General features: G+C 59.8%; 22 protein-coding genes. 7 read left to right on the top strand and 15 right to left on the bottom strand.

Features of this window, described 5'->3' with window-relative positions; genetic code table 11:
• The first annotated feature begins 186 nt into the window (after positions 1-186).
• Positions 187-3,621, top strand: a complete 3,435-nt coding sequence (locus G5195_RS12825; RefSeq protein WP_421236206.1) for an ImpA family metalloprotease — start codon at positions 187-189, stop codon at positions 3,619-3,621.
• Positions 3,622-3,798: 177 nt separating this feature from the next.
• Here the strand turns inward: G5195_RS12825 and nrfD are convergent, their stop codons facing one another.
• From nrfD to pdsA, 4 genes are all read right to left on the bottom strand, one after another.
• Positions 3,799-4,752, bottom strand: coding sequence for a cytochrome c nitrite reductase subunit NrfD (gene nrfD, locus G5195_RS12820; RefSeq protein WP_421223325.1), 954 nt, complete (start codon positions 4,750-4,752; stop codon positions 3,799-3,801).
• Positions 4,753-4,821: 69 nt separating this feature from the next.
• Positions 4,822-5,490 (bottom strand): Nrf-like electron transfer protein NetC, encoded by a 669-nt coding sequence (gene netC / locus G5195_RS12815; protein WP_216953315.1) that lies wholly within the window; start codon positions 5,488-5,490, stop codon positions 4,822-4,824.
• The gene (nrfB, locus tag G5195_RS12810) at positions 5,487-6,107 is read right to left on the bottom strand and encodes a cytochrome c nitrite reductase pentaheme subunit (protein ID WP_005346804.1); all 621 of its coding nucleotides are present in this window, start codon (positions 6,105-6,107) and stop codon (positions 5,487-5,489) included. The genes netC and nrfB overlap by 4 nt, the downstream gene beginning before the upstream one ends.
• Positions 6,108-6,260: 153 nt before the next feature.
• Positions 6,261-6,872, bottom strand: a complete 612-nt coding sequence (pdsA, locus tag G5195_RS12805) for a periplasmic diheme shuttle PdsA (RefSeq protein WP_216953317.1) — start codon at positions 6,870-6,872, stop codon at positions 6,261-6,263.
• A 246-nt stretch (positions 6,873-7,118) separates the two neighbouring features.
• Between pdsA and G5195_RS12800 the strand changes: the two genes are divergently transcribed.
• Genes G5195_RS12800 through G5195_RS12790 form a run of 3 tightly spaced genes read left to right on the top strand, consistent with a single transcriptional unit; the run spans position 7,119 to position 12,230 of the window.
• Positions 7,119-9,203: an OmcA/MtrC family decaheme c-type cytochrome gene (locus tag G5195_RS12800; RefSeq protein WP_421223323.1), complete on the top strand. Its 2,085-nt coding sequence runs from the start codon at positions 7,119-7,121 to the stop codon at positions 9,201-9,203.
• A 55-nt stretch (positions 9,204-9,258) separates the two neighbouring features.
• Positions 9,259-10,233 (top strand): DmsE family decaheme c-type cytochrome, encoded by a 975-nt coding sequence (locus G5195_RS12795; protein WP_227342431.1) that lies wholly within the window; start codon positions 9,259-9,261, stop codon positions 10,231-10,233.
• 11 nt (positions 10,234-10,244) lie between these two features.
• Complete coding sequence (locus G5195_RS12790; RefSeq protein WP_421223321.1) at positions 10,245-12,230, top strand: MtrB/PioB family decaheme-associated outer membrane protein; 1,986 nt, start codon at positions 10,245-10,247, stop codon at positions 12,228-12,230.
• A 391-nt stretch (positions 12,231-12,621) separates the two neighbouring features.
• Here the strand turns inward: G5195_RS12790 and G5195_RS12785 are convergent, their stop codons facing one another.
• The 8 genes from G5195_RS12785 to G5195_RS12750 form a co-directional block, all read right to left on the bottom strand.
• Positions 12,622-13,377, bottom strand: a complete 756-nt coding sequence (locus tag G5195_RS12785) for a substrate-binding periplasmic protein (protein WP_421236205.1) — start codon at positions 13,375-13,377, stop codon at positions 12,622-12,624.
• A 139-nt stretch (positions 13,378-13,516) separates the two neighbouring features.
• Positions 13,517-14,263, bottom strand: coding sequence for a substrate-binding periplasmic protein (locus tag G5195_RS12780; protein WP_139442610.1), 747 nt, complete (start codon positions 14,261-14,263; stop codon positions 13,517-13,519).
• Positions 14,264-14,393: 130 nt separating this feature from the next.
• Complete coding sequence (locus G5195_RS12775) at positions 14,394-15,140, bottom strand: substrate-binding periplasmic protein (RefSeq protein WP_421236204.1); 747 nt, start codon at positions 15,138-15,140, stop codon at positions 14,394-14,396.
• Between the two features lie 71 nt (positions 15,141-15,211).
• Positions 15,212-15,730 carry a GDYXXLXY domain-containing protein gene (locus G5195_RS12770; RefSeq protein ID WP_139434659.1) on the bottom strand — a complete coding sequence of 173 codons (519 nt, stop codon included), beginning with the start codon at positions 15,728-15,730 and terminating at the stop codon, positions 15,212-15,214.
• Positions 15,727-16,731: a DUF4401 domain-containing protein gene (locus G5195_RS12765; RefSeq protein WP_421236203.1), complete on the bottom strand. Its 1,005-nt coding sequence runs from the start codon at positions 16,729-16,731 to the stop codon at positions 15,727-15,729. The genes G5195_RS12770 and G5195_RS12765 overlap by 4 nt, the downstream gene beginning before the upstream one ends.
• Positions 16,724-17,662, bottom strand: a complete 939-nt coding sequence (locus G5195_RS12760) for a DUF2157 domain-containing protein (RefSeq protein ID WP_216962134.1) — start codon at positions 17,660-17,662, stop codon at positions 16,724-16,726. Before G5195_RS12760 ends, G5195_RS12765 begins: the two co-directional genes overlap by 8 nt.
• 164 nt (positions 17,663-17,826) lie before the next feature.
• A complete protein-coding gene (locus G5195_RS12755; RefSeq protein WP_005337386.1) occupies positions 17,827-18,384 on the bottom strand; it encodes a TMEM165/GDT1 family protein in 558 nt (185 codons plus the stop codon).
• A 259-nt stretch (positions 18,385-18,643) separates the two neighbouring features.
• Complete coding sequence (locus G5195_RS12750; protein WP_216962137.1) at positions 18,644-18,973, bottom strand: translation initiation factor; 330 nt, start codon at positions 18,971-18,973, stop codon at positions 18,644-18,646.
• Positions 18,974-19,092: 119 nt separating this feature from the next.
• Between G5195_RS12750 and G5195_RS12745 the strand changes: the two genes are divergently transcribed.
• The 3 genes from G5195_RS12745 to G5195_RS12735 all read left to right on the top strand — a co-directional run bounded on the left by G5195_RS12745 (position 19,093) and on the right by G5195_RS12735 (position 21,958).
• Positions 19,093-19,320 (top strand): FeoA family protein, encoded by a 228-nt coding sequence (locus G5195_RS12745; protein WP_005337384.1) that lies wholly within the window; start codon positions 19,093-19,095, stop codon positions 19,318-19,320.
• 128 nt (positions 19,321-19,448) lie between these two features.
• Positions 19,449-21,722 (top strand): Fe(2+) transporter permease subunit FeoB, encoded by a 2,274-nt coding sequence (gene feoB, locus G5195_RS12740; RefSeq protein WP_216962140.1) that lies wholly within the window; start codon positions 19,449-19,451, stop codon positions 21,720-21,722.
• The gene (locus G5195_RS12735; RefSeq protein ID WP_005350974.1) at positions 21,719-21,958 is read left to right on the top strand and encodes a FeoC-like transcriptional regulator; all 240 of its coding nucleotides are present in this window, start codon (positions 21,719-21,721) and stop codon (positions 21,956-21,958) included. Before feoB ends, G5195_RS12735 begins: the two co-directional genes overlap by 4 nt.
• 99 nt (positions 21,959-22,057) lie before the next feature.
• On the opposite strand, the gene G5195_RS12730 is transcribed toward G5195_RS12735, so the two are convergent.
• The 3 genes from G5195_RS12730 to G5195_RS12720 form a co-directional block, all read right to left on the bottom strand.
• Positions 22,058-22,708: a DUF2913 family protein gene (locus G5195_RS12730; protein WP_421236202.1), complete on the bottom strand. Its 651-nt coding sequence runs from the start codon at positions 22,706-22,708 to the stop codon at positions 22,058-22,060.
• A 98-nt stretch (positions 22,709-22,806) separates the two neighbouring features.
• A complete protein-coding gene (locus tag G5195_RS12725; protein WP_216962145.1) occupies positions 22,807-24,102 on the bottom strand; it encodes a DEAD/DEAH box helicase in 1,296 nt (431 codons plus the stop codon).
• 342 nt (positions 24,103-24,444) lie between these two features.
• On the bottom strand, positions 24,445-25,860 hold the full coding sequence (locus G5195_RS12720) for an FAD-dependent oxidoreductase (RefSeq protein WP_005346752.1): 1,416 nt from the start codon (positions 25,858-25,860) through the stop codon (positions 24,445-24,447).
• Between the last annotated feature and the right edge of the window lie 12 nt (positions 25,861-25,872).

Below are 25,872 nucleotides of genomic sequence, written 5' to 3'. Positions count from 1 at the left end.
GCTCGCCCCATCCCTATCGGTTCTGCTGCGCCAGCAACACCAAATACGGCAAAAGCCGGCCAAAAAAAACATCCAACATGCTGAAAATAAAGCAAAATGACCATTCAATCAGCGTTGAAATAAGCAAGGCAGCTCATTAGACTACCGACTCCCCTACCCGTCCTAACACAAGGAACGTATCAAACAATGAAAAAGACGGTTCTCACCCCCTTACTGGCGCTGTTGATCACAGGCTGTGGCGGCGGTGATGGCGAACAGGAAGAGACCCCTATCCGCCCCCCTGTCACCCCCAACTATTTCGAGGCATCCAGCCAGAGCAGCGCGGGCGGACAGTTGAACCCCACCAGCCTGCGGTTGGCGGCGGGTGAACAGGGGCGCTTCTCGGTACAGGCTGACAGCGGTTACCTCCTGACCGAGATAAGCGGATGTGATGGCACCCTGGATGGCCTCACCTATACCACTGGCCCCATGAGCAGCGATTGCCAAATCTCGGCCAGCTTCACTCAGGAGAGTGCCGCCGTCTATTTCAACGCCACCACCCAAGCTTCTCAGGGGGGCGCACTCAGCCCCGACGCCCTGCGTCTGAACGCCGGTGAACAGGGCCGTTTCACCGTGCAACCCGAGAGTGGCTTCGTACTGACACAGATCGCAGGATGTGAGGGCACCCTGACGGGCAACATCTACACCACAGCACCCATGCGCGCCGATTGTCAGATCTCGGCCCGCTTTATCAGTGATGCCGCCAATGCGATTGCCCGGGAAGATCATACCCTTGCCAGCGAGCAATCTCTGATCGCCCATGCCCGTGCGGCGATTGCCGACAGTGAGGAGCACCGCACCGAGCTGGTTCGCAGCCTCTATCAGGGAATGGCACAGATCAGCTGGAACCCGAGCCACGACTCCATCACCTTTTCCAGCTTCCAGCCGGAGAGCACGGTGACCCTGCTCCCCTCCAACATCAATGGCAAGGGGGAGAGCGAAATCCGGGGTCTGGTGATGGTCTCCGAGCAAGCCGATTACCGTCAGGCCGCCATGGGGGCGAACCTGTTTTCCGTTGACCGCACCCTGCAGAGCGAGGCGCTGCTCAAGGGGCTGATTGGCTGGCTGACCCGGGGCAAGGATAGCGATGGCCTGCGCATCCTCACCGCCCAGATGCCTAGTCGCGCCGATAGCGTCTATTTTCCCCACAACGAAGGCGTGCGTGACTGGCTCAAGGCGATCTATCCCGACAAGCACAGTATCAACCCGGCCAATACCTGCGATTATCAGGCGCTGAGCGACTGTATCGATACCATGGCGCCGGAGCTTATCGTGATCAGCGATATCGACCGCCAAGGGCTCGGGTATCAGGGGATCGCAGAGGCGATCGCCAAGGCCAAAGCGGCCGGGATCCCGCTGCTGCTCTCCAACTATCGGCGCGATGCCAGCCCGCTGCTAAGCCCCCTCTATCTCGATATGGGGCTGGTCACCTGGGGCAACTACTGGTCAAAACTCAGAGCCAGCGATCTGGCAGTGAACACCATCATGGCACCCGACACCCAGCTGATGGCGGTCGATACCCTGCTTGGCAACCTTCTGGATCGCAACTTCACGACCCAGTGGCTCGATAGCTGCGGCGGCAACTTTATCAATTGCGGTGGCTCGGAGAGCTTCAACCAGCAGTTCAAGCTGGGTGCCGACTGGCTGAGAAATGCGGCCATCACCCTCGACAAGGCCGGGATCAGTCCCTTTGCTCGTGACGGCGTGACACTGTTGCCCGCCACCCTGCTGCTGGCCGACAAATACAGGGCCGCCATCGACTACCCGATTGCCTGGGATGAACATCAATCCTGGCAGCAGGCGATGTTTGCCGACTGGCTGGTGAGCTATGCCCGCACCCGTACCCCGGCCCAGCCCGATCTGGGGGAGTACGTCACCGATCGCAACAAGGTGGTGAAGGGACAAGCAGCTCACTACGCCTATCCCGCGACGCTCACCGACAGTCGGCGCATTGCGGTTCCCTACAGCGGGCAGTGGACCACCACCGGCTGGTATGCCCTGCCGGGACAAACCATCACCCTGAGACGCACCGATAACGCCGATGTGTCTGCTACCGTCCGACTCAACTACCACAGGCCCAACACCAATCGCGCCTATGAGCAGAAGATCTATCGAGCCCCGCTGGAGCTGACCACCGGACGACTGATCTTGGCCAAGGGGGGCAGCATCACCTTCACCTCTCCTTATGGCGGCCCTATCTATCTCTATCTGGAAGGGGGGACAGCATCGCTGGCCGTCCAGGTGAGCGCCACGGGCGTCACCCGTCATCCGGCCATCATGGATTTCAGTGATGAGCAGCAGATACGAGAGTTCAACGAGCGGCTGGAACAAACCGAGCTGCCCCATATCGATCTGCGGGCCGATGGCGCCGAACAGCATCTGCGCCGGGATCGCTTCACCAAGGCGGTGGGTGGCGTCATTCCAGACACCAATGCCCTGCTCGACAGCATCGCCCGGGATCACCTCAATGGCGTCTACACCCTGGCGGGCCTGAAAATTCAGGGCAAGGGGCTCGATGAGTCGCTGCCGGCAGATGTGAAAAACGCCTGCGTGGCACTGCTGGGGGAGGGGTGTCTCGATGAATCGCTCCATACCCGCACCATCATCCAGCATGCCAACTATGACCAGAATGCCCATTGCGGCAGCGGTTGCAGTGGCAACCCGTGGGACTCTTCCGGCAGCATCAGCCCGATCGGCTGGCTCGACAATCACGAACTGGGCCACAACCTGCAGACCAACCGGTTGAACGTGCAGTACGCAGCGGCAGACGATGCCGACAACTGGAGTGGCTACGGCAGCCGGGCGGGGGAAAACTCCAACAACATCTTCCCTTATGTGGTGAAGTGGCGCGCCCATTACCTGAGGGATGGCAACACGGCGCCCATCAAGGATGGACACATGAATCACAAGGATCTCTTCTATGTGTTCATGTCTGATGCGGCGCAGGTACGGGACAGGAGTGGCAACCGCGTCGTGCTCGGGGCCAACTGCCAGGTGCTCGATACCGGCGAGAGTCGCTACGAAGCCCCATGGAAGAGCAATGCCTACGCCGTCCACAACGGCTATCGCATGGCGTTTTATATCCAGATGGCATTACGCGCCCACCGTATGCTCCTGACTGATGGCACCCGGCTGAACGATGGCTTCACTATCTTCACCCTGCTCTATCAGCATTCACGGATCTTCGGCGCGGCAGCCGACAGTGAAGCGCAGTGGAATGCCAACAAGGATAGGCTCGGCTTTAGCCTGTTCCCCTACTCGGGGCATGCGGTCTATGGCGGCAAACGGGTGCGCGACATACCGGGCAATGACTTTATGCTGGTTGCACTCAGTCGGCTCACCGGCTGGGACTGGCGCAATCACTTCGATCTGCTTGGCCTGCGTTACTCCAGCCTCGCGGTCGCTCAGGTGCAGGCCAACCAGCGTTATGGCAGCCTGCCGATGGGGATGTATGTGCTGGAGGATGACCTGCCCCCAGCCAACATGAGCGAAGGTGTCACATTCCTGCCGCTCTCTGAAAGCGACGGATCCACCCTCTGGCCCCGCAACAGCGGCTCGCCAAGCGCCTGCCCAACACCCTGAATAGGATCATCGCGATAACCACAACAAGCGCCCGGCAGGGCGCTTGTTGTTTATCAGGCCTTTGGCCCCATGGTGGATGCCGAGAAGGTTGGGGAGTCTGCGTGGAGAAGAACGAGCCGAAAATGTGTAAGCCTGTGTAAGGACTAAACACATCTCTGGCCCATCCACGCAGCAATGTTACAGCACCGTCATCTGACCGGCATAGAGGATGAAGTAGCGCAGCAGCAAGATCCCCACCAGGCTCAGGCTGCAGACCAGCACCAGGTGGGAGTGCTGGTGCTGGCGAGCTGGCGAGCTGAACAGCCCCAACAGTTGGGGAAGCAGGATGCCTATGCCAATCACGCCAAACCAGAAGACCTGCGACCAGAAGCCGCCGCCTATGGCCGCCCACATCGCTGCCTCCCGCTGGCCGCCACCGAAGTAGAGGCCGGTGAAGAAGCAGACCAGCAAGAAGATCTCGATAGCCACGATGGGACGCTCGAAGCGGTGCACAAAGCTCACCCCCTTGCTATGGCCGCTCTCCTTGAACAGAGTCACCGCCAGCAAGATGGTGGAGGCGACCCCCGAGCTGATACCGGATACCAGAAACAGCGCCGGCAGGATCGGGTTGTTGAGCATGGGGTAGGTCTTGAGCGCCGAGAGCAGGAAGCCGGTATAGGCCCCCAGCAGTACGGCCAGCAACAACAGCAGGGGAGTAAGCAGTCGCTCGATCTGTGCCATCTTGCCTATCAGGGTATCGATGAAGGCGAACCTGTCCGCCAGCAGGTGCCGCCGCAACCCCTCGATCTCGGCTCTGAAGACCACCGCCAGCCAGGCAAACAACACCGTCATATAGACCTGAAACAGCATGACCCCCATCGACATCACGGAATCGAACTGATAGTGGAACATCAGCTTCCAGAAAGTCCAGGGTCGCGCCAGGTGGAAGATGAGGATCAGCAGCCCCAGTATCACGCTGAGCGGGGCCAGAATGGCGGTCGCCCTGATGATGCCGCTCTCGCTGCCGGCCCCGCGCTGGCGCAACAGCACCGAGAGGGTGACTGAACCGGCGGAGATCCCCAGCAGAAAGAGGTAGATGGCGATGGGACCATCCCAGACCAGTGAGTCGAAGTGAAATGCGTTATGCCACATGGTACATACCTCCCGTTTCGCTACTCACCATCTGCAGAGGGATACCGTCATGATGCGGGTTATGAGGACTCATGATTTTACCTCCCCTTTCGGTACCCGATACATCTTGGGCGAGGTGCCGAGGAACTGTTTGTAGCGATAGGTGGTTTCATGCACCAGCCGTCTGGCGATCGGGCTGTGAGGATCATCCAGATTGCCGAACACCAGCGCCTTGGTAGGGCAGGCTTCGACACAGGCGGGTTGCTTGCCGTTGGCCAGATTGGTTTTGCGGCAAAAGTCGCACTTGTCGGCAATGCGGGTGACCGGGTTGATAAAGCGTACCTGATAAGGGCAGGCCGCCAGACAGTAGCGGCAGCCGACACAGAGATCGGGGTTAATGTCGACGATGCCATCCTCGGCCCGGATATGGGATGCACCCGTCGGGCAGACATGCACACAGGGGGCGTTATCACAGTGCTGGCAGGACTTGCGGAAAAACCGGTACTCCTGATCCGGATATTCACCCACAGGGCCGGAGCGCAGGATCTGCAGGCGGGCTACCCCTTGTGGCACCTGATTGACTTCCCGGCAGGCATCCATGCAGGCGGTACAACCGATGCAGGCTGTCTCATCGTGGATCATGCCGTAGCGCACCCCCCCGATGGTCATGCTGTTGGCCAGGGCGCGGGGCGACCCCGTCATCAGGATCAAGGCGCTGGCACTCATCCCCACCATAAACTCGCGACGGGTCGTGCTCATGCGCCCTCCTTGGCCGCGGCTTGCTGCCTGGCCTCATGCTGCTTGCTGTGGCAGTCGACGCACAGCTTGATGCGGGCCTTCTCGGGAATGCCGACCATGGGCTCTTTGGCCGGGTGCAACTGATGGCAGCTGGTGCAGGTCACGCGAGTCGCATGCACGTCGTGAGCCCACAGCGCCTTGCGCAGATCATCGGGCTCATGGCAGCTCATGCAGACGCCGTTTTGCTGGCTGAGCGGGAAGGCATCGTCGCCAAAGCGCATCACGTCGACAATGCCGCCACGCTGTTTGCGGTGCTGGGCTGACGGGTTGCCGTGACAGTTGGTACAGGTCACCGCTTCATTGGTATTGGGGTTGGTGACGCTGGCATGCTTGCCATGCATCCCCTCGTTTCCGTCGTGGCACTTGTCACACTTGGCGAAACGGGCGGCCGCTTTTTTCTCGGCTGCGGCCTTCTTCGCGGCTTTGGCCTGGCGTGCGGCCAGTGCATCGGCGGCACTGCTATCGGCCACAGTGCTGACGGCAGCAGACGCTGGTTCGACGGCGGTCGCTGCGAGGGCAAACTCGCTTGCACCCAGACAGATCGTGGCAAGCAAGGCCCACTGCATTATTTTTTTCATACTGGACTCCGGATCAAAGAGGTTCAGCGGCGTTATCCACCCCCTGACAAGAAAAAGAGCGACAAATACCTCCCAAAATGCCAGAAACGGGCAAGAGTCCCCCACCCACGACAGAGTGGGGGCTTGATCAATGGATAAACCTGACCGCTTTGGTTATTGCTGGCTGGCGTAGTACTCGGCCAACGCCTGGAGATCGGCATCACTCATGGCAATGATGGCGTTATTCATCTTCTCGTCATTGCTGCGCTTGCCGGCCTTGAACTCTTGCAGGGCCATCAGTATGTAACCTTTTGGCTGACCGGAGAGGATGGAGGCTTCATCGTCGGCAACGGAGCCACCTTCGGAGTGACACTTCTTGCAACCAGACTCTTCATGCAGTTTTTGTCCTGCTTTGGCCAGTGCGGCATCGAACGGCTGCTTCATCGGCTGGTAGGGCAGTTCGGCATAGTAAGCTGCCAATTCGTCGATCTGATCGTCGCTAAGACCCTTAACAATGTCGGTCATGTTTCCCTGTTTGCTGGTGTCACCGGTGACATGATTAACGGTCTTAGCAGGGCGGCCATCTAGGTAGCTTCGCATCTGCTCCGCAAGATTAGATTCTGCTATTCCGGCGATTGTCGGAATATCTGTATGTGAGCTGATCCCCTGATTACCGTGACATGCGTTACATGTTTTGGCCATCTCGTCGACCCCGGCAAAGGCTGGCCCAATTGAACCAATCAACAGAGATAACCCCACCACTTCCCATTTCATGCTTCGCTTCATTTTGCACTCCTCTTGACATAAAAATCGCAAAAGACAGCTTATACCGTTTTTTTATTCGAAAAAGTGGGCTTAGTCCCGCTTTTGAGACTTCTGTCAACGTCGAGAGCCACATAAACCTTATAATTCGGGGGGAAATGGTTTTTGACCAAGGTGGGGCTCAAAAGGCTTCAATGTTGCATGTTTTTGGGACTTTTCTGAGACAGCTCATACATGAAATAAAAAATCCGATAAAAAAGGATAAACAAGATGAAATACTGGAAAGCGCTGGTGGCAGCTGCAATGGTGCTCACCCTCTCGGCCTGTGGTGGCGGGGGGGATGGCAGTGACAAGAGTGAGCCACCCACCCCTCCTCCAGGAACCCCTGGATCTCTGATTATCTCGGCGTCGACACCGGTTCTCACCCCGGATGGTCAGCTCTCGGTACAGTTCAACGTGACGGACAAACAGGGCTCGGGTTACGACCTGGGCGCTACGATCCCCTCATTCACCCTCAACAAGGTGATCCCCGGCCGCGATGCCACACGTGAAGACCCGGCCATCTGGAAGAGTTTTATCTACCGTTCCGGCAAAGCCACCAGTGAAAACAGCGGCAAGCTGGAGTCACTGGGCAATGGGCAATATCGCTACACCTTTGCTATTAACCCCACCACAGTGCCGGATCCCTATCCTGCTGATTCACAGAGCAACAATGGCGTGATTAGTTGGGATGAAACGGCGACTCATCGTGTGGGTATCTTTTTTGGTGGCAGTAACAATGTCCCCGTCACCAACTATGTGCTGGACTGGGTGCCGGCTGGGACGCGCGCCGCTTTGACCCGGGATATCGTGGATCAGAGCAGTTGTAACAGTTGTCACATGAAGCAAGCGATCAAACACGCGGATCGCGCTGACCCCAAACTCTGTGTCACCTGTCACAACGAGAGCAATCCGGCCATTGCTACCCGCCGCTCTCTGACGACCATAGTGCACAAGTACCATGGCAATCTGGATAGTACGGATACCAAGACGGTCAGCCACTTCCCGCAAGACTCGCGCAACTGCGATACCTGTCACAAGGACGCCACGCCAGCCACCCTCAATGCCGGTAACTGGCAACATGCCCAGGAAAAAGCGTGTGGTGCCTGTCATGCCGATTCAACCAGCTCCACAGGTTTTGATGCTCACATCACTGGCAAGATAATCAGTGGCGCAGTCTGCACCCAGTGCCATGGCGCTGATCCGGCCAGCAGCAAGTCCCCCTACATGGTCCACCTGGGTTACATGGCCAACGAGGCGATTGGACGCGACAAGCTGCAGTTCACGTTCGATGACGTTCGCTATGCCGCTCCCAATATCGAGGTCGAACTGACCGTCACCGTCGACGGTACGCCGGCCGAGAGTGTTAATGACGTGCTGAAATATGTCAAAGATGGCAATCCGGCCATTCTGGTCAACTGGGATCAGGGCCAGGGATTCGAGCTGGCCACCACCAATCCGCAGACCTTCGTCTCTGGCAACAAGATCGAGTTCAGCAAGTGTGTCAGCCAGGGCACAGGCCGCTTCCTGTGCAGCAAAGAGACGGGCAACGAGGTCAACGGCACCCTGGCTGCGACCATCGCCGACTTGAGAGTCTGTGTGGCGCGTAAAGCCGATCGCAACGGGGCGTTTGCCGCAGGGGATCTGCTGCCTTGCAGCAGTACTGCCAGCGCACTCTCCCTGATCGCCATCAATCCGGTCAGCGCCTACTTCCGTGCCGAAGGGGGCATCGACAGCAGCTATCTGCTCAAGGCCGGTGCGGATCTCGCTTCCTGCAACAGTTGTCACAAGGATCTGGCAGTCCACATGAGCAATCATGCGGCCAAGGATATGAGCCAGTGCACCAGTTGCCACAACGCGACCCGTACCTCGTTCTATGCGGGGGTGCCGGGGGACCTGAAATATCACGTCCACTCCTTCCACGCGCTGGGCGCCAAACATGGGGGAAGTGCTACCTTCCCAGGCGATATCAGCAACTGCGAGTCCTGTCATACCCAGGGGCAATACAACCTGCCCAACCAGCAGAACGCGCGCCCCTCTCTGGTCGCCACCACGGCTGACAACAAACAGCCCAAATACTTCAGCCCGGTGCTGGTGGTCTGCTCCAGCTGCCACCTCAAATCACCGCTGGGGTTGGTCAAGCCGGATAGCCCGGTGGCAGGGGATGAGTGGGCTACCCACATGAAGAATAACGGCGCCGTCTTTGGTGCAGAGACGATCGAAGCCGCAACCGGTGTTGAACAGTGTGCCTCTTGCCATGCCGTCGGGCAGGAGCAGGGTGTCGACAAGGTTCACAAGGTCTACGACTTCCGTTGATGAAATCCTGCGGTCAGGGGGTAACCCCTGGCCCTTCGCCGTTGAAGGAAACAAGATGAAAAAGACCATCACGCAGTGGTTATTGGCTGGCATGCTGGCCCTGAGCTGCCTGTCAGCCTGGGCCAAGAGCGATGCCGCGCAACCCGCTGGCGATGCAGATCCGCGACTCCAGATTGAATCGGCTCTGGACAAGAAATTTGACCAGGGAAAATACTCCCCGAAGGGAGCTGATACCTGCCTCAAGTGCCACGATTCAGATTCACGCAAACCCGCGACCGGCATATTCCACAGTGTGCACGGCAATCTGGGCAACCAGAATGGCCCCATGGCCGACCGGCAGTGTGAAGCTTGTCATGGTCCGGCAGGCAACCACACGCGCAATCCTCGCAAAGGAGAGAAACGGGAGCCGATGATCACCTTTGGTCCCGATTCACCTGTGCCGGTCGAGAAGCAGAACAGTGTCTGTCTCTCCTGTCATACCGATACCAACCGGATGGGCTGGCATGCCAGTGTTCATGCGGTCGAGGATCTCTCCTGTACCAGCTGCCACACATTGCACCAGGCCAAGGATCCGGTGATGGACAGCAAGAAACAGGTCGAGACCTGCACCAGCTGCCATGCCGCAGAGAAATCGGATCTGCACAAGCGCACCAGTCATCCCATCCTGAATGGCGAAATGCCCTGCTCCAGCTGCCACAACCCGCATCAGTCACAAAATGAGGCCAGCCTGAAACAGCCAACCGTCAACGAGAGCTGTTACGAGTGCCATGCCGAGAAGCGGGGCCCCTTCCTGTGGGAGCACGAACCGGTGACCGAGGATTGCTCTCTATGCCACAGCCCCCACGGTTCCATCAATCAGGCGCTGCTCAACAAGCGCGTGCCCCAGTTGTGTCAGGAGTGTCACAGCGCCCCCCATGCCAACGTGTCCATCCCCGAGGGGGATCTCAAGGTGCGCGGCGGCAGTTGCCTGAACTGTCATAACCAGATCCACGGGACCAACCATCCGAATGGGCAGTCCCTGCGACGTTGAGGAGAGAAGTCATGAAACATTCAACACTTTGGCTCTCCTTGCTGACCATCTTCTCGGCCCATGCCACCGAGGAGCCGCTGGCTGTCGAGGATTACTCCCTGCAATCGGCCAGGGAGGCCAAAACCGCGCGCTGGCGCTGCGCATCCTGTGAAAGCGAGAGTGGCTGGTTTGGTGAGGTGGGGCTGGGGACAGGCTACATCAACGATGATGGCGCGACCCGTTTTCGCAACTGGGTGCCCGCCGCCAACGATACCGGCATGCTGGGGATCTTTAACGCTGACCTGCAGTATCGGGGAGAGGGATCCCGTTATGGCGCACTCGAGGCCAGGGATCTTGGAATGCGCCGTTTCAGCATGTCACTGGAGCAAGGGTTCTATGATGGCGCGCGCGCCAAAATTGGCTACTCCGAAACCCCCTTTTACTGGAACAGCCATGGCAAGAGTGTCTATCGCTCTGACGATGCGCCTATGGCGGCTGGTGCGCTGGCCGAATTTGACAAGGAGGTGGTCCGCAAGAAGCTGACTATGGGGCTTGCCTATACCCCCAAGAGCCCATGGCGCCCTTATGCCGATTTCTCTTATGAGAAAAAAGAGGCAACGCTGGCCACTTATCAGTCCAGCATCCCGGGGATAGGCAGCATGCCGGGCTTTGTACCCAAGCTGGTCGATGGCAGCAGTACCACCCTGGTCAAGAGTGGCATCAGCTACCTGGGGGAAGGCTGGCTGGTTGATCTGGCCTACAACGGCTCACTCTATCGCAACGAGGAGACCGCATTCTTTTTCGGTTCGGCCAGCGACCCCTATGCCAATGAGCGGGCTTACGAACCCGACAACAGCTTCCATCAGGTCAGTTTGTCCGGCCAGTACAACTGGGACAGGCAGAGTCTGAGCGGTCGCATTCTCAGCAGCCGAACAACGTCGGATGGCAATCTAGCCGCCTTCCGGCAGGTGCCGATCACCCAGAGCGATTTCCACGGTGAGATCGATACCATCCAGACCAATGCCAAATGGGTGGGGCGTTTTGGCCGGGATTTGACTCTGCGTGCCGGGGGCGAATACCGGGATCGGCAGGACAACTCGGACAAGCAGGTTGTTATTGGCAAACAACGGCAGCCGGGGGATCGTTCTCACAGTAAAGCCAATCTGGAAGCGGATTACCGCCTGAGTCGATCGGTCAAGGTAACCGGGGGTTACCAGTATCGTGCCGATGAACGGGAGTACGCGGATCGTCGCAAGACGGATGAGCAGACATTGTTCCTCAAGAGTCGCTATCGCCCGGTGGGCGATCTGCAACTGGGGGGCAAACTCTCCTGGAGCACCCGGGATGGCTCTGAGTGGAAAAATAACAACCCCAATGTCAGCCCGACCTTGCGCCAGTTCTATCTGGCCAATCGTGACAGGTTCGAACTGCGCGGCGATCTGCAGTATGCCTTCAGCGAGCAGTTAAGCTCCTCGCTGGAAGGGTGGTGGGCACGGGCCAACTACCCGGAGCCCGACATCGGACTCAGTGAAGGGGAGGATTACGGTATCGATCTGACCCTTAACCAGCAGTTTGATGAGAACCTCAGTGGCCATCTCTTCAGCAACGTACAGTGGATCACCTCAAGCCAGAACCATGCCTACACAGGTGCCCCGGACTGGGATCCCTATTCGACCCGGGTTCGTGACCAAATCACTACTCTGGGAGTGGGTCTAAGCCAGAAGAAGGCGTTTGATTTGGCGCTGGAACTGGGGGTGGATTACAGCTTCTCCTATGGCCGTGGCCAGACAGATGCCAGCAAGGGTTATGACTACCCCGACCTGACCAGCAAGCAACACCGTCTGGAAGGCTATGCCCTCTATCAGCTCGACGAGAAGCTGTCACTGCGCTGGGATATGCGCTACGAGTTCTACCACGATGTGGACTACCTCTACACCGGTGAGGAGTACAGCATGGGTCATGTTAACCAGAACTATAACGGTTACTTCACCGCTATCTCCTGGCTCTACAAGTTCTAACGCCGCAAGTGCCACAAGGGGAGCCTGGCTCCCCTTTTTCATGCCCGGCACAGACACCCGAATGCGGATAGCAATTGATGCCTGGATGCCGCGAGGCATGTTGCTATCTAATTGATTTTCTATATTTCAGATCTTCCCAGCAGCTGGGTTGCGTGGCGGCACTGCGACGTTAGGCCGCTGATCTTGTGTGGCGCCGAACGGGCCGATCGGTTGATGGTGGGCGACAAGTGGCGGGTGTGAATGGCGCCGTCGTGGGGCTCGATATCGAACAGCTTATCGCCCTTCACAAGGTGGCTGCTGCTGTGCTGGTACGTGGCCAGGTGAGAGCAAACGGTAAAAAGCGAAGGGGCCCGCAGCGGGCCCCTTGTTGTTGGCGCTTTTCGCTGCGCCGCTATTTGGCGGCGGGGGCAGGGAAGTATTTGCTGTGCAGCAGCGGGTATTCACTACTCGCCAGCACCTGGGTCAAGCCGGTCTGGAACTCTTTGATCAGTTCGTCGCTTACCGGATGGCTGAAGGCGAAGCAGAACTGCTCCGAGCTAAGTACCCACTGCTCCTTGAAGCGGGCGGGATCGAGTTTTTGCTCGACGATCAGCTGCTCCATGGTGGTCTTGTTGGTGGAGACCAGATCGACCCGGCCTGAGGTGAGCATCTTGAGCGCCTGTGCCAGCCGGTTGGCCGCCATCAGTTTGGTTTCGTCAAAGCCGTTGTTGAGCAGCAGTTGCTCCCCCACATCGGCCCGCACCGCGCCGATATTGAACGCCTTGGCATCGTCGAGCTTGGTGATGGTGATATTGCGATCGGCCAGCCCCACCAGCACGATCTCGGCATACCCGATGGGGCAGGCCCACTTGAACAGGGGGTCCCGCGCCTGGGTGCGGGCGGTGGAGAAGAGCACCGCATTGGGCTTTTGGGTCAGCAGGTAGTAACCACGCGCCCAGGGCATGATGGTGATGGGCTGCGCCGGCGTATTGGTCTTTTTCCACACCAGTTGCAGCAGCTCGACCGCGAGGCCGGTGGGGGCGCCGCTGGCATCGGCGTAGTTGTAGGGTTTGTACTCTTCGGTGATGTAGTGCAGTTTGCCGAGCTCAGGACTCGCCTGTGCGAGGGTGGCCAGCAGCGCCCCGGCCAATCCAATCCATGGTTTCATTTTTGCCATCCTGATCAAGGGAATATCTGCTCAAGTGTGACCAAGCTGGCCGATTTCGCCAAGGTGGCGGAGCATGTTTGGCAAAAAAGCGCGGGCGCATGCCGCCATCTTGCGCCCTATGTCGGCGGCGATCAGGGCGTTAGCGCAGCGGCAGGTATTTGGCTTGCAGGGCCGAGAAATCCGCTGAGGCGACGACGTGGGTCAGCGCCTGCTGAAAGAGGGCAACCTCGCTGTCGGGCACCTGACGGCTGAAGGCGTAGCAGAGCGGTCTGGCATCCAGCACGAAGGCGACATGAAAGTCATCCGGCTTGAAGCCCAGTTGTTGCAGGGTTTGATAGCCCGCCAGCTTGTTGGTCGCAAACAGATCGGCGCGACCTGAGGTGAGCATCTTGGCCGCCTGGGTGAGGCGGTTGGCCAGCATCAGCTGGCGCTCATCGATACCGCGTTCGAGCAGCAGCTGTTTGGAGACGGTGGAGCGCACCACACCGACCTTGTAGCGGCTGATCTCGGCCTCCGAGCCGAGGGTAATGTTGTCCGCCTTGCGCCCCAGCAGCACAAACTCCGAGTGATCGATGGGGCAGGCCCACTTGAAAAGCGCTTCCCGCTGCGGGGTGCGGGCGGTGGCAAACAGCACCACATTGGGTTTTTGTTGTAGCAGGTTGTAGCCCCGGGCCCAGGGCATAATGCGGATTGGCTGGGGCGACACGCCGCGCGCTTTCCAGATAAGCTGCATCAGCTCCACCGACAATCCGGTTGGCATCCCTTGCTGGTCGCTGAAATTAAACGGGGGAGAGATTTCGCTCAGATACTCGAGCTTGCCCGGATCGGCCTGCGCGAAGGTGGCCCACAAGAGCAGTAGCAGATGAGGTAGGTGCCATGTCCGCACGGGAAAGATCCTTCGCAATCAACCATGTAGCCCAGTTTGACTGCTTGCGGCGGGAATAGCTAGCCACCTCTATTGCATCTTTCATCAATAAAATGGGCAGCGAACTGCTGCCCAGCGGGTGAGTGAGTGCTCAGCGCACCGGCAGGTATTTGGCCTGCAATTTTCGAAACTCCTCCGAGGCGAGGGCGCGGGTCAGGGCCTGCTGAAAGAGGGAGATCTCGCTGTCGGGCACCTGACGGCTGAAGGCATAGCAGAGCTGTTCGGCACTCAGCACCATAGCCACGTTGAAGTCGCCGCTGTTGAGCTTCAATTCGCGGATGGCGTCATATCCCGCCAGCTTGCTGGTGGCGAGCAGGTCGGCGCGGCCGGAGAGCAGCATCTTCAACCCCTGGGAGAGGCGGTTGGCCGGGATGATGTTGTTGTCATCCATGCCGTTGTTGAGCAGCAGCTGTTCGGCGGCATCCGAACGCACCGCGCTGATCTTGTACTGACTCATCTGATCAAAGGTGGTCAGGGTGATGTTCTGTGCTTTGCGGCCCAGCAGTATGTACTCCGAGTAGCCGATGGGGCACACCCACTTAAAGAGATTTTCCCGCGACTGGGTACGGGCGGTGGAGAAGAGCACCACGTTGGGCTTCTGGGTTAGCAAGTAATAACCTCGAGCCCAGGGCAGGATGCGCACCGGCTGGGGTGTCACGCCGCTGTGTTGCCAGATCATCTGCAGCAAATCGACCGCAAGGCCGGTGGTCTGGCCTTGCTGATCGCTGAAGTTGTAGGGGGGGTACTCTTCGGTGAGGTACTCGAGCTTGCCCAGATCAGCTCGTGCCGTCGAGGCTAAGCAGAGCAGCAATAGATGACAGATCAGCCATATCCTCATTGGGAACATCCTTAGCGATCAACCTTCTCTTGAGTGTGACCATCAACAGAGTAAATAGCCACTCACGGCCGTTACCAGCGGGCGCGGATCTGCCCGATGGGCTGGTAGGCCTCATCCCGCAGCCCCACCAGCAGGGTCTTGCCATCGGCTTGCAGCCGGAACTCGCCGTAGCGGGCCGTTTCGTACTGCTCCCCCGTGCCCTCTTCAAAGAAGTAGGCATCGGGGCCGATCTGCCACTGCCGCTCGCTCTGGTGTACCTGCAATAGCCGCTCATCGCTGGCGAGCCGATCCGGTTTGCCATCGGCCACCAGACTGGCCACCTGATGGGCATCGAGGCGGATCACCAGGGTGTCGCTGCCCTTGTTTTGAGTAGCTCTGGCGTCGCGGCTGGTCAGCTCGCGGGCAATCTCGTAGTTCAGCCGCATGTAATCCCCCTGCATCAGGGAGCGGGGATCGACCGGAGCGAGCCGCAGCAGCACCACTTCGCCGCTGCTCATGGCGTGCTCATAGCGCCAGACGGTGGCATTGATGCCCGCCAGGATGGCGAGGCCGCTCAGCAACAGGGCGAGCTGTCGGGTCACAGGTTTCATGAATCGCTCCTTGCCGCGAAGGTGGTGAGCAGCTGGCGGGCACCCAGCAGCAGGATGCCGGAGCCCAGCAGCAGCCAGGATTTGGTCATCAGGGTGAGCCCAAGATCGTAGTAATAGAGCGAGCCATAGCCGAGCAGCAGCAGGGCCGAGAGGGTCATCAGCCCCAGACTGCCGGCATAAAACCCGAGGATCAGCACCAGTGCGCCTGCCCCCATGCCGGGGATGATGGCACTGATCAGCACCAGCGGCAGGCCAAACAGCAGGGGGAGCTTGAGTTTCACCATCACCGCCAGCAGCAGGGCGGCGCAGATCAGGGGATTGAGCCAGAGCGGCAGGCGGGACAGCCCCAGTTCGTCCAGCACGCTGCTGCCGCCATCCCAGAGCGGATGGTGCAGGCGGCCCAGCACCAGCAGGGAGAGGGCCAGCCCCAGCGTGATGGAGTGGTAGAGTTGGTGACGGGCGGGATCCCTATCTGCCCGCAGCCAGCAGAAGGTGATGGCCGCCATCACCAGCGGCAGCGCCAGCAGTTGCAGCCCGAGGCAAGCGAGGCCAAGGGAGAGCAGCAGGGCCGCCGCCACGCTGTGAAACAGCCGCACCAGCCAGTGATCGAACAGCACGGCGATGGCAAGGGACAGCAGGCACAACCCAAACCAGAGCAGGGCATGATGGAGATCAAGCTGATCGAGCAGGCCATAGAGCAGCCAGGCATCGGCCGCCAGGGTGAGGGCCAGCACGAACTGATCCCAGAGATCGCCGCTTTGGCTGCGATTGAGGGCGTAGGCCCCCGCCAGCAGCACGGCCCCGAGCAGCAGGGCGCTGTTGGCCTCGCGGGTCAGCTGTTCGAAGGTGAGAAACAGGAAAAAGAGCAGGAACAGGGCGGCAATCCACCCCACCAGCCCCAGCATAAAGCGGCTCGACCAGTGGGGCTGGGTATCACTGGGCTGATCCCCTTCCACCAGATTGGCCTGTTGCAGTGCTTGCCAAAGGGTCAGATCACTCATGAGACCTCCGTTGTTGTTGCAGCCAGCGGGCGGCGGTGACAGAAAGGCCGATGGCAATCAGGCTCAGCAGCAAGAAGCCGTTGATGTCGGGCTCCATCCACTTGCCCAGCGCCGCGAGGATGACGGCAATCAGGCTGAGGCACCCCATGGCGAGTCCGGCGATAAATCTGTGGTGCCACAGGGCATAGGCCGCAGCGAGCCAGCCAAGCCAGAGCGGCCACACCAGCGGGGAGGCGACATCAAACAGCGCCAGCAGGGTGAGCAGGGTGGCCCCCAGACCGGCAGCAAGGCCCGCCAGCCAGCTTGGCATCAGGCGCCAGCGGTTTGGCGCCAGCAGAAGCAGACCCCAGAGGGCGGCGTTGAGCAGGGTAAGGCACCAGCCCAATCCCTCTTCATCGAAGGTAAAGAAGAACGTGAACAAACCGAGCCGCCAGTAGAGCACCAGCGCCAGCTGGCCGAGCAGCCAGCTTAAGGTCCAGAGCAGGGGACTTTGGCCAAATGCCGCCAGCGGCACCAGCATCAGCGCCCAGGTGGCGAACAGTTGCCAGGGATCGGCGCCGGTCTGGTAGGTCTGACCCACCAGCGCCAGCAGGGCACCGATATTGAGGGCGATGGCGAGCAGCAGCGCCTGACGGGGGGTATCCCCAAGGGGTTTGCGCCACAGCAGAAGCAGCATGGCGAGCAGCGGCGCCTCCAGCAGGGCGAGGCGGGAGACCCGGCCCAACTCCTGCCAGTTGAAGGCAACGAAGAAGATGAGGCCAGCCCCGATGCAGAGGGCGCCGAGCCAGAGCAGCAGCCGGTCAAACAGCCACTGCCAGCGCGCCGGATGGGGGGGAAGATCGGCGAGGGTCAGGGCGTCCGCCAGCTTCTCTGGCGCCAGCCGTCCCTGTTTGACCCATTCGAGAAGCGTCTCTCTTGATACGTTGTGCATGGGGGGACTCCACGAGGTTTGCCCCATTATGGCATGAGGTCCCCGCAACCGTGCACTGCCCCTTGGCTGTAGGGCAGGTGGTTGCGACAGCGGGTTACGCACTAGACAAAGCAGCAAACAAAAAAGCCCTCCGAGGTGGAGGGCTTGGTCAGCGGAAAAGGCGATCAGGCAAAGATCAGGGTGCTCACCCCGAGGCCGACGAAGAGGATGGCGCAGGCGATGCGGATCCCCTTGAGCGGCAGCTTGTCTGCCCCCAGCTTGCCGATCAGCACCACCGGCACGTTGGCCAGCATCATGCCGAGGGTGGTGCCGGTAATGACCTGTACCAGCGAATCATATTTGGCGGCCAGCAGCACGGTGGCGATCTGGGTCTTGTCGCCAATCTCGGCGATGAAGAAGAGCACGAAGGTGGCCATAAAGGGGCCGTATTTATCCAGCGAGCTCTCCTCGTCATCCATCTTGTCCGGCACCAAAATCCAGATAGCCATGGCGATAAAGGCGATGGCGACCAGCCAGGTCATTATCTTGGGATCGAGCCAGCGGCTGATGAACTCACCAATCCAGGCGGCGCCCGCATGGTTGAGCAGGGTAGCCGCCAGCATGCCGGCGATGATGGGCCAGGGCTTGCGAAAACGGCAGATGAGCAGCAACGCCAACAGCTGGGTTTTATCGCCGATTTCGGCAATAGCGACGCTGAGGGTTGAGGTTAACAAGGCTTCCATAAAAATGACCGGGGGACGGAATTGTTATAAACCAAAGACAAGCCTGCGCCATCCGTCCCCGGTATTGGCACTGGCCCGTCAAAGGTCTTGTCAAATCCATGGCTGGCATGGATCACCCTGACCATGGTGATTTGGCACCAAGTATGTTGATCAGGGTCGCAAACCGGTATTCATGCAATGGATGGCACCGGTGTACGAGACTACTCCCCCTCGATGGGAGCGGGCATTCTAGGGAAAAACCGCATGAGTGACAAGGGGATCAGCCACCCACCAGCTTGACGCTGAAACCGGCTTTCTCCAGCTCGGTTTTGATCAGGTCCCGTTTATCCCCCTGGATCTCGATCACTCCCTCCTTGATACCGCCTCCGGTGCCGCACTTTTTCTTGAGCAGGGTGGCCAGGGATTTTTGCTGATCGGCGGGTATGCCATGAATGGTGATCACCCCGGCGCCCTTGCGCCCTTTGGTCTCGCGGCGAATGCGCACGGTGCCGTCAGTGGGGAAGGGGGAGGCGGATTGGGGAGCGCTCTGCTCCTTGATCATGCCGCCATCTGTGCTGTAAACGAGGCGGCTGTTGTTGTCGTGATTCATGGCATTACTTTATGGGTTAGCTAAGCGGAGTTTGATTTTACTCAAATAAAAGTTGAAGACACAGCTTATAATGCCCCAAGTAAAAGAGAATTATTATTGTTTAACTTCAGGAGTCAGTCATGGTACTCACGCAGTTGTCACCGGGACAGAGTGCTCGCATCAAGAATATGAATCAGCTCGCCCGGCCGCTGCGCCGCAAACTGATGGTGATGGGCCTGTTGCCCCAGACTGAAGTCATTTATCTGCGCTCCGCCCCCCTGGGGGACCCGCTCCAGATCCAGTGCCAGGGGATCTGTCTCTCCATGCAAAAGAGTCTGGCCCAGCAAATAGAAGTCGAGCCGGTATAACCCCCTGTTCGGCTACCGCTTCGGTCAAGAAAGTCACCGGGAGCGGTTCAGAGACAAGAAGTCGAACCTGCAAAGCAGCTTGCCACTCGCACGCGGCGGGTTCAGAAGAAAATAGAGGTAGAGCTGGTATGAATTATTCCCTGGTAACGGTAGGTAACCCCAATAGCGGTAAGACCTCCCTGTTCAACGCCCTGACCGGCGCCCGCCAGCAGGTAGGCAACTGGAGTGGCGTCACCGTCGACAAGAAGATGGGTGAGTTCAGCGCGGGTGAGCATCACTTCAAGCTGATGGATCTGCCTGGCATCTATAGCCTGGCGGGTCAGGATGGCAGTCTGGACGAGCAGATCGCCAGCCGCTTTGCCCAGGGCCAACAGCCCGACCTGCTGCTCAACGTCATCGACGCCGCCAATCTGGAGCGCTCCCTCTACCTCACGCTACAACTGCGTGAACTTGGCCTGCCCATGGTGGTGGTGCTCAACAAGCTGGATATCCTGCAAAAGCGCCGCATCGTCATCGACGAGAGCAAGCTCGGCAAATCCCTCGGTTGCCCTGTAGTGGCCCTCTCTGCCCACAACAGCAAGCAGGTTGCCGCCTTCAAGCAGCAGATCCGGCAGTTTATCGGTCAGCAGCAAGCAGCCTTGCAACTCGATTACGGCCAAGAGCTTGAAACCGATCTGGCGGAGCTGGAGACCCTGCTCGCCCCGCATCACCTCACTACCCGTGGCCGCGCCCTGCGCCTGCTGGAAGAGGATGCGGTGATGCAGGAGACTCTGCTGCCCGGTCAGCAGGCGGCCGCCGCCAATGTGGTAGCTCGCGCTCATCAAGGGCAGGATATCGACCTGCAACTGGCAGATATCCGCTACGGCCATATCCACCAGTGGGTACAACAGGCTCGCCAGCAGAAGGGCAAGCTCACCGAGGCCCAGAGTGAGTGGCTGGATCGGGTGCTGCTCAATCGCTGGATTGGCATCCCCTTCTTCCTGTTTGTCATGTACCTGATGTTCATGTTCGCCATCAAGGTGGGCAGCGCCTTTATCGACTTCTTCGACATCATGGGCGGCGCCCTGTTTGTCGATGGGGTGCACCACCTGCTGGGGCTGATCAATGCCCCCGAATGGTTGGGCGCCATTCTGGCTGACGGCTTCGGGGTTGGTTTGCAGACCGTGGCCACCTTTATTCCGGTGATTGGTTGCCTCTATCTGTTCCTCGCGGTACTGGAGAGCTCCGGCTATCTGGCCCGCGCCGCCTTCGTGGTGGATGCCCTGATGCGCCGCCTCGGCCTGCCGGGCAAGGCGTTCGTGCCGATGCTGATGGGCTTTGGCTGTACCGTCCCCTCGGTGATGGCGACCCGTACCCTCAACTCCGAGCGGGAGCGGCTGATGACCTCCGCCATGGCCCCCTTCATGTCGTGCGGTGCCCGTCTGCCGGTTTACGCCCTGTTTGCGGTGGCCTTCTTCCCTGAATCAGGCCAGAACCTGGTGTTCGGTCTCTACCTCATCGGTATTCTGGTGGCGGTGCTCACTGGCCTGCTGCTGCGCAATACCCTGCTGCCGGGCAAGAGCGACTCCATGGTGATGGAGATGCCGGATTACGAGTGGCCGCGTCCTGTCAACGTTGCCATCAAGACCTGGCAGAAGCTCAAATCCTTCGTCTTTGGCGCCGGTAAAACCATCGTGCTGGTGGTTGCCGTGCTGAGCGTGCTTAACTCCCTGGGTACCGATGGCAGCTTTGGCCATCAGGAGCAGGAGAGCTCGGTCCTGAGCAAGATCAGCCAGGCGGTGACCCCGGTGCTGCACCCCATCGGTGTGCGCGATGACAACTGGCAGGCTACGGTCGGTATCGTCACCGGTATCTTCGCCAAAGAGGCGGTGGTCGGTACCCTCAACAGCCTCTACGCCGGTGGTGGCGCAGATGAAGAGGAGGCGAGCGAGTTCTCGCTGGTGGCCAGCTTCCATGAGGCGATCGATGCCGTGGCAGCCAATCTGGCGGAGATCAACCCGAGCGACCCTATGGGGCTTGATGTTGGCAACCTCGACGACCAGAAAGCTGCCGCTGAGGCGCAGGAAGTGGATGTCTCCACCTACGGCAACATGCAGACCCACTTCGATGGGGCGGCTGGTGCCTTTGCCTACCTCTTGTTCGTGCTGCTCTACATGCCTTGCGCCGCCGCCATGGGTGCCCTGGTGCGGGAAACCGGTCGCCAGTGGGCCCTCTTTACCGCGGCCTGGTGCAACTATATGGCCTTTATGTGCGCGACCCTCTTCTATCAGGTGGCCACCTTCGCCGCTCATCCGGAGCAGAGCCTGTTCTGGATCGTCAGCTATGGCCTCTCTCTGGTACTGCTCTGGTGGGCCGGTCGCCGTCACGGTGACATCGTCGCCCGCAAGGTGGTGACCTTATGATCCTGCGCGAGCTGGGGGATTACCTCGCCGCGCAGCAGAAGGTGAGCCGGCGTGATCTGGCTCGCCACTTCCACACCTCGGAAGATGCGGTGGAGGCCATGCTCGGCGTCTGGATGCGCAAGGGGCGGGTCATCAAGCGCGAGAGTCGGGTCTGTGGTGGCAGTTGCTGCGGCAAGAGCGAAGAGGTGATGTTCGAGTGGTGTGACGCGGGCCAGATTGGCATCAAGATCCGCTAAACGACTACCAGACCTCATCACCAAACATCGAACAATAAAAAACGGCAGGCCCTGCTTTAAATGAGGGTCTGCCGTTTTTATTGCTGAAAACAGGCGAGATCAGGCGCTCTGGCGAGCCTCGCTCAGCAGTGCCAGCGCCGGTTGGGCGTTGTCCGGCATCAGCCGGTAGGCCTTGTGGTGTTTGACCCGGGTGGCTTTCTTGTTGCCCTGGCTCAGCAGCAGGCCGTGCTTGAAGGCCGCCTCGGCCAGCACCTTCTCTTCACCGCGCACATAGAGGGTGAGGGGTTTGACAAGCTCACCGTCCTCGATATGGCCTTCATATTCGCTATGGCTTACCACCAGACTCGCCTGACCGCCCGATTGCAGGCGCAGCTTGGCGTTCACCTCGCTCTCGGTCAGCACCAGCCAGCCTGCCGCCGTCAGATCCTCCAGCAGGGCCGCCAGCTTGGCTCCCAATTGCTGCGGATTGGTCATGGCGCACTGGTATTGGAAGGCGATGCGCGCAAGCAATCCCTTGAGATCGGCGCCCGCACCCAGCGTGCGGCCAAGCTGCACCCAAGCTTTCAAATCTTCCATCACCAGACGGGAGAAGCGCTTCTCCTTGAGGGAGTCGGCCATCCAGGTGCAGAGAAAGTGGCTCTCTTGCGCCGGAGTGCGCTTGCCCGCCTTTTGCTCGGCGGTGCGGGCCAGTTCGGCCAGGCTCTGGGTGGCCATCTCGAGCAGGGCCTGATTGTAGGTCGGAGAGGTCATAAGCAATCCTTGAGTTGACCACCAGGGGTCAACACCGATGACAGAGATGGCAAAGGCGCCAGTGGCGCCTTTGCGGTTCAATAGAGCAACTGTCCGCCTTATTTCGGCTGGCGGGGCTTCTTGGCGGCGGCCAGACGCTTGAGGCGCTGACCCTGCAGCTTGGCTTCGGCCATCACCTGGGCCACGGCGTTATCTTCACGCTGCGGACGCTTGCCGAAGCGGCGACGCTCCTGCAGCTGTTTGATCAGCTCGTCACGGCTGCTCACCTCATAGCCCGGTACCATGATGCGGCGGATCTTCTGGCCGATCAGGGCCTCGATCTCCAGCAGGGTACGCTCCTCTTCACGGCTGACGAAGGAGATGGCCATGCCGCGCTTGCCGGCACGACCGGTACGGCCGATGCGGTGCACGTAATCTTCCGCCAGGAACGGCAGATCATAGTTGACCACGTACTCCAGATCCGGAATGTCCAGACCACGGGCTGCCACCTCGGTGGCGACCAGTACCCGTATCTTGCCTTCCATGAATTCGCGCAGGGCGCGGCGACGGTTGCCCTGGGCCTTCTCGCCATGGACAACGGCGGACTTGATGCCGTCGAGGTTCAGCTCCTCGACCAGCACATCACAGCTCTCGCGGGTACTGGCGAACACCAGCACCTGCTGCCAGTTCTGCTTGCCAATCAGCTCGGAGAGCAGCTCGCGCTTGCGCTTCTGCTCGACCGGATAGACGGTGTGGCTGACGGTGTCGGCGGTGGAGTTCTGCTTGTTGACGCTGACGATCTGCGGTCTGTCCAGCATCAGGTTGGCCAGCTTCTTCACCGCGTCGGAGAAGGTGGCGGAGAAGAGCAGGTTTTGACGGGTCTTGTTGACCGCTTGCAGGATCTTCTGCACATCGGCACTGAAGCCCATGTCGAGGATGCGATCCGCTTCATCCATCACCAGACACTCGACGCCAGAGAGGCTGAGGTTGCAGGCGGTGAGGTGCTCCAGCAGACGGCCCGGGGTGGCCACAATGATGTGTGCGCCCGCTTTGAGCTTCTTGGCCTGCACGTCCTGCTTGCCACCGCCGACGATGGTGATGGTGGTGATATCGAGATACTTGGCGAAGTCATTGATGTTGCTCGCCACCTGAGCCGCCAGCTCGCGGGTCGGGGTCAGGATCAGCACCCGGGCGTTGGAAGGCTGGACCGGCGCCGGATTGTCTACCAGACGCTGCAAGATGGGCAGGGCGAAGGCGGCGGTCTTGCCGGTACCGGTCTGGGCGCTGGCCAGCACATCGCGGCCACGGCGAATGGCCGGGATCGCCTGTTGCTGCACAGGGGTCATCTCCTGATAACCGCAATCTGAGACAGCACGCAAAATCTCGGGGGCAAAATCGAACGATTCAAATCTCATAATGGGTTCCTGTGTTCCAGCTGGGCTGTGTTTGGCTTGGTTAGCTCGGCATGAGCGAGACGGAGGTTGTAACCACCGACGGCTGCGCCTGACATCAAGTCAGAGAGTGAGCCGGAAAATGGCGGGCGCGAAGTGTAACAGATAGACGTCACAAATTCTGCCTCAAATGGTTGGAGTTTTTCCCGTGGCAGTTGCCCAGTGTAGGAGCCATCGCAAGGCACTGCATCTAGTTATCTTCACGGCTGCCAGGAGCGTATGAGCGGTTGGTGAGCGCGCATAGAAAATCAGCCCCGCATTGGCGGGGCTGACTGTTAGGGAACATCACGGCTGTGGCCGGTCAGATCAGACCGCCAGATAGTCCATGATCCCTTCGGCCGCTTTGCGCCCTTCGTAGATGGCGGTCACCACCAGATCGGAGCCACGCACCGCGTCGCCACCGGCAAACACCTTGGGATTGCTGGTCTGGAAGGCGTATTCCGCCTGCTCGCGGGCCTTGATGCGATCCCGGTTGTCGAGCTCGATGCCGAACTCCGCCATCCAGGGCTGGGGGTTGGGCTGGAAGCCAAACGCCATCACCACCGCATCGGCGGCCAACACCTGCTCTGAGCCCTCGATAACCACCGGATTGCGGCGGCCATTGGCATCGGGTTCACCCAGCTCGGTGCTCACCACCTTGATGCCGACGGTGCGACCGCTGGCATCCAGCTCGACCGCTACCGGTTGCAGGTTGAACATGAACTCAACCCCCTCCTCGCGGGCGTTTTTCACCTCCCGCTTGGAGCCCGGCATGTTCTCCTCGTCGCGGCGATAGGCGCAGATCACCTTGGCGGCCCCCTGACGGATGGCGGTACGCACGCAGTCCATGGCGGTATCGCCACCGCCCAGCACCACCACCTGCTTGCCGGCGAAGTCGATGTAGTCGGCTTGCGCCTTCTCGAAGCCCAGCAGCCGGTTGGCGTTGGCGATGAGGTAGGGCAGGGCGTCATAGACGCCCGGCGCCTCTTCGTTGGCAAAGCCGCCCTTCATGTACTTGTAGGTGCCGACCCCGAGGAAGACCGCATCGAACTCGCCGAGCAGGTCGGCGAAGGTGATGTCCTTGCCCACTTCGGTCTCGAGACGAAACTCTACACCCATCCCCTGGAAGATCTCGCGGCGACGCTGCATCACCTCTTTTTCCAGCTTGAAGGAGGGGATGCCGAAGGTGAGCAGGCCGCCGATCTCCGGATACTTGTCAAACACCACAGGGGTGACGCCGTTGCGTGCCAGCACGTCGGCACAGGCGAGACCCGCAGGGCCGGCACCGATGACGGCGACCCGCTTGCCGGTTTTGACCACGTTCGAGAGATCGGGCTTCCAGCCCATCTCGAACGCCTTGTCGGTGATGTACTTTTCGATATTGCCGATGGTCACCGCGCCGAAGCGATCGTTGAGGGTGCAGGAGCCCTCGCAGAGGCGATCCTGCGGGCAGACCCGACCGCACACTTCCGGCAGGCTGTTTGTCTGGTGGGAGAGCTCCACCGCCTCCAGAATGCGCCCCTCTTTGGCCAGTTTCAGCCAGTTGGGGATGTAGTTGTGGACCGGGCACTTCCACTCGCAGTAGGGGTTGCCGCACTCGAGGCAGCGATCCGCCTGCATCTGTACCTGCGGCTGATTGAAGGACTCGTAGATCTCCACAAACTGGATTTTGCGGATCTTGAGCGGCTTCTTGGGCGGGTCGACCCGCTGGACATCGATAAACTGAAATACGTTCTGGCTCATAGGGTTCCCTCC

Origin of the sequence: Aeromonas sp. 601039, from assembly GCF_049174415.1 — a bacterium.
Classification (GTDB): domain Bacteria; phylum Pseudomonadota; class Gammaproteobacteria; order Enterobacterales; family Aeromonadaceae; genus Aeromonas; species Aeromonas veronii_A.
This window is presented reverse-complemented; position numbering and strand designations above follow the sequence as displayed.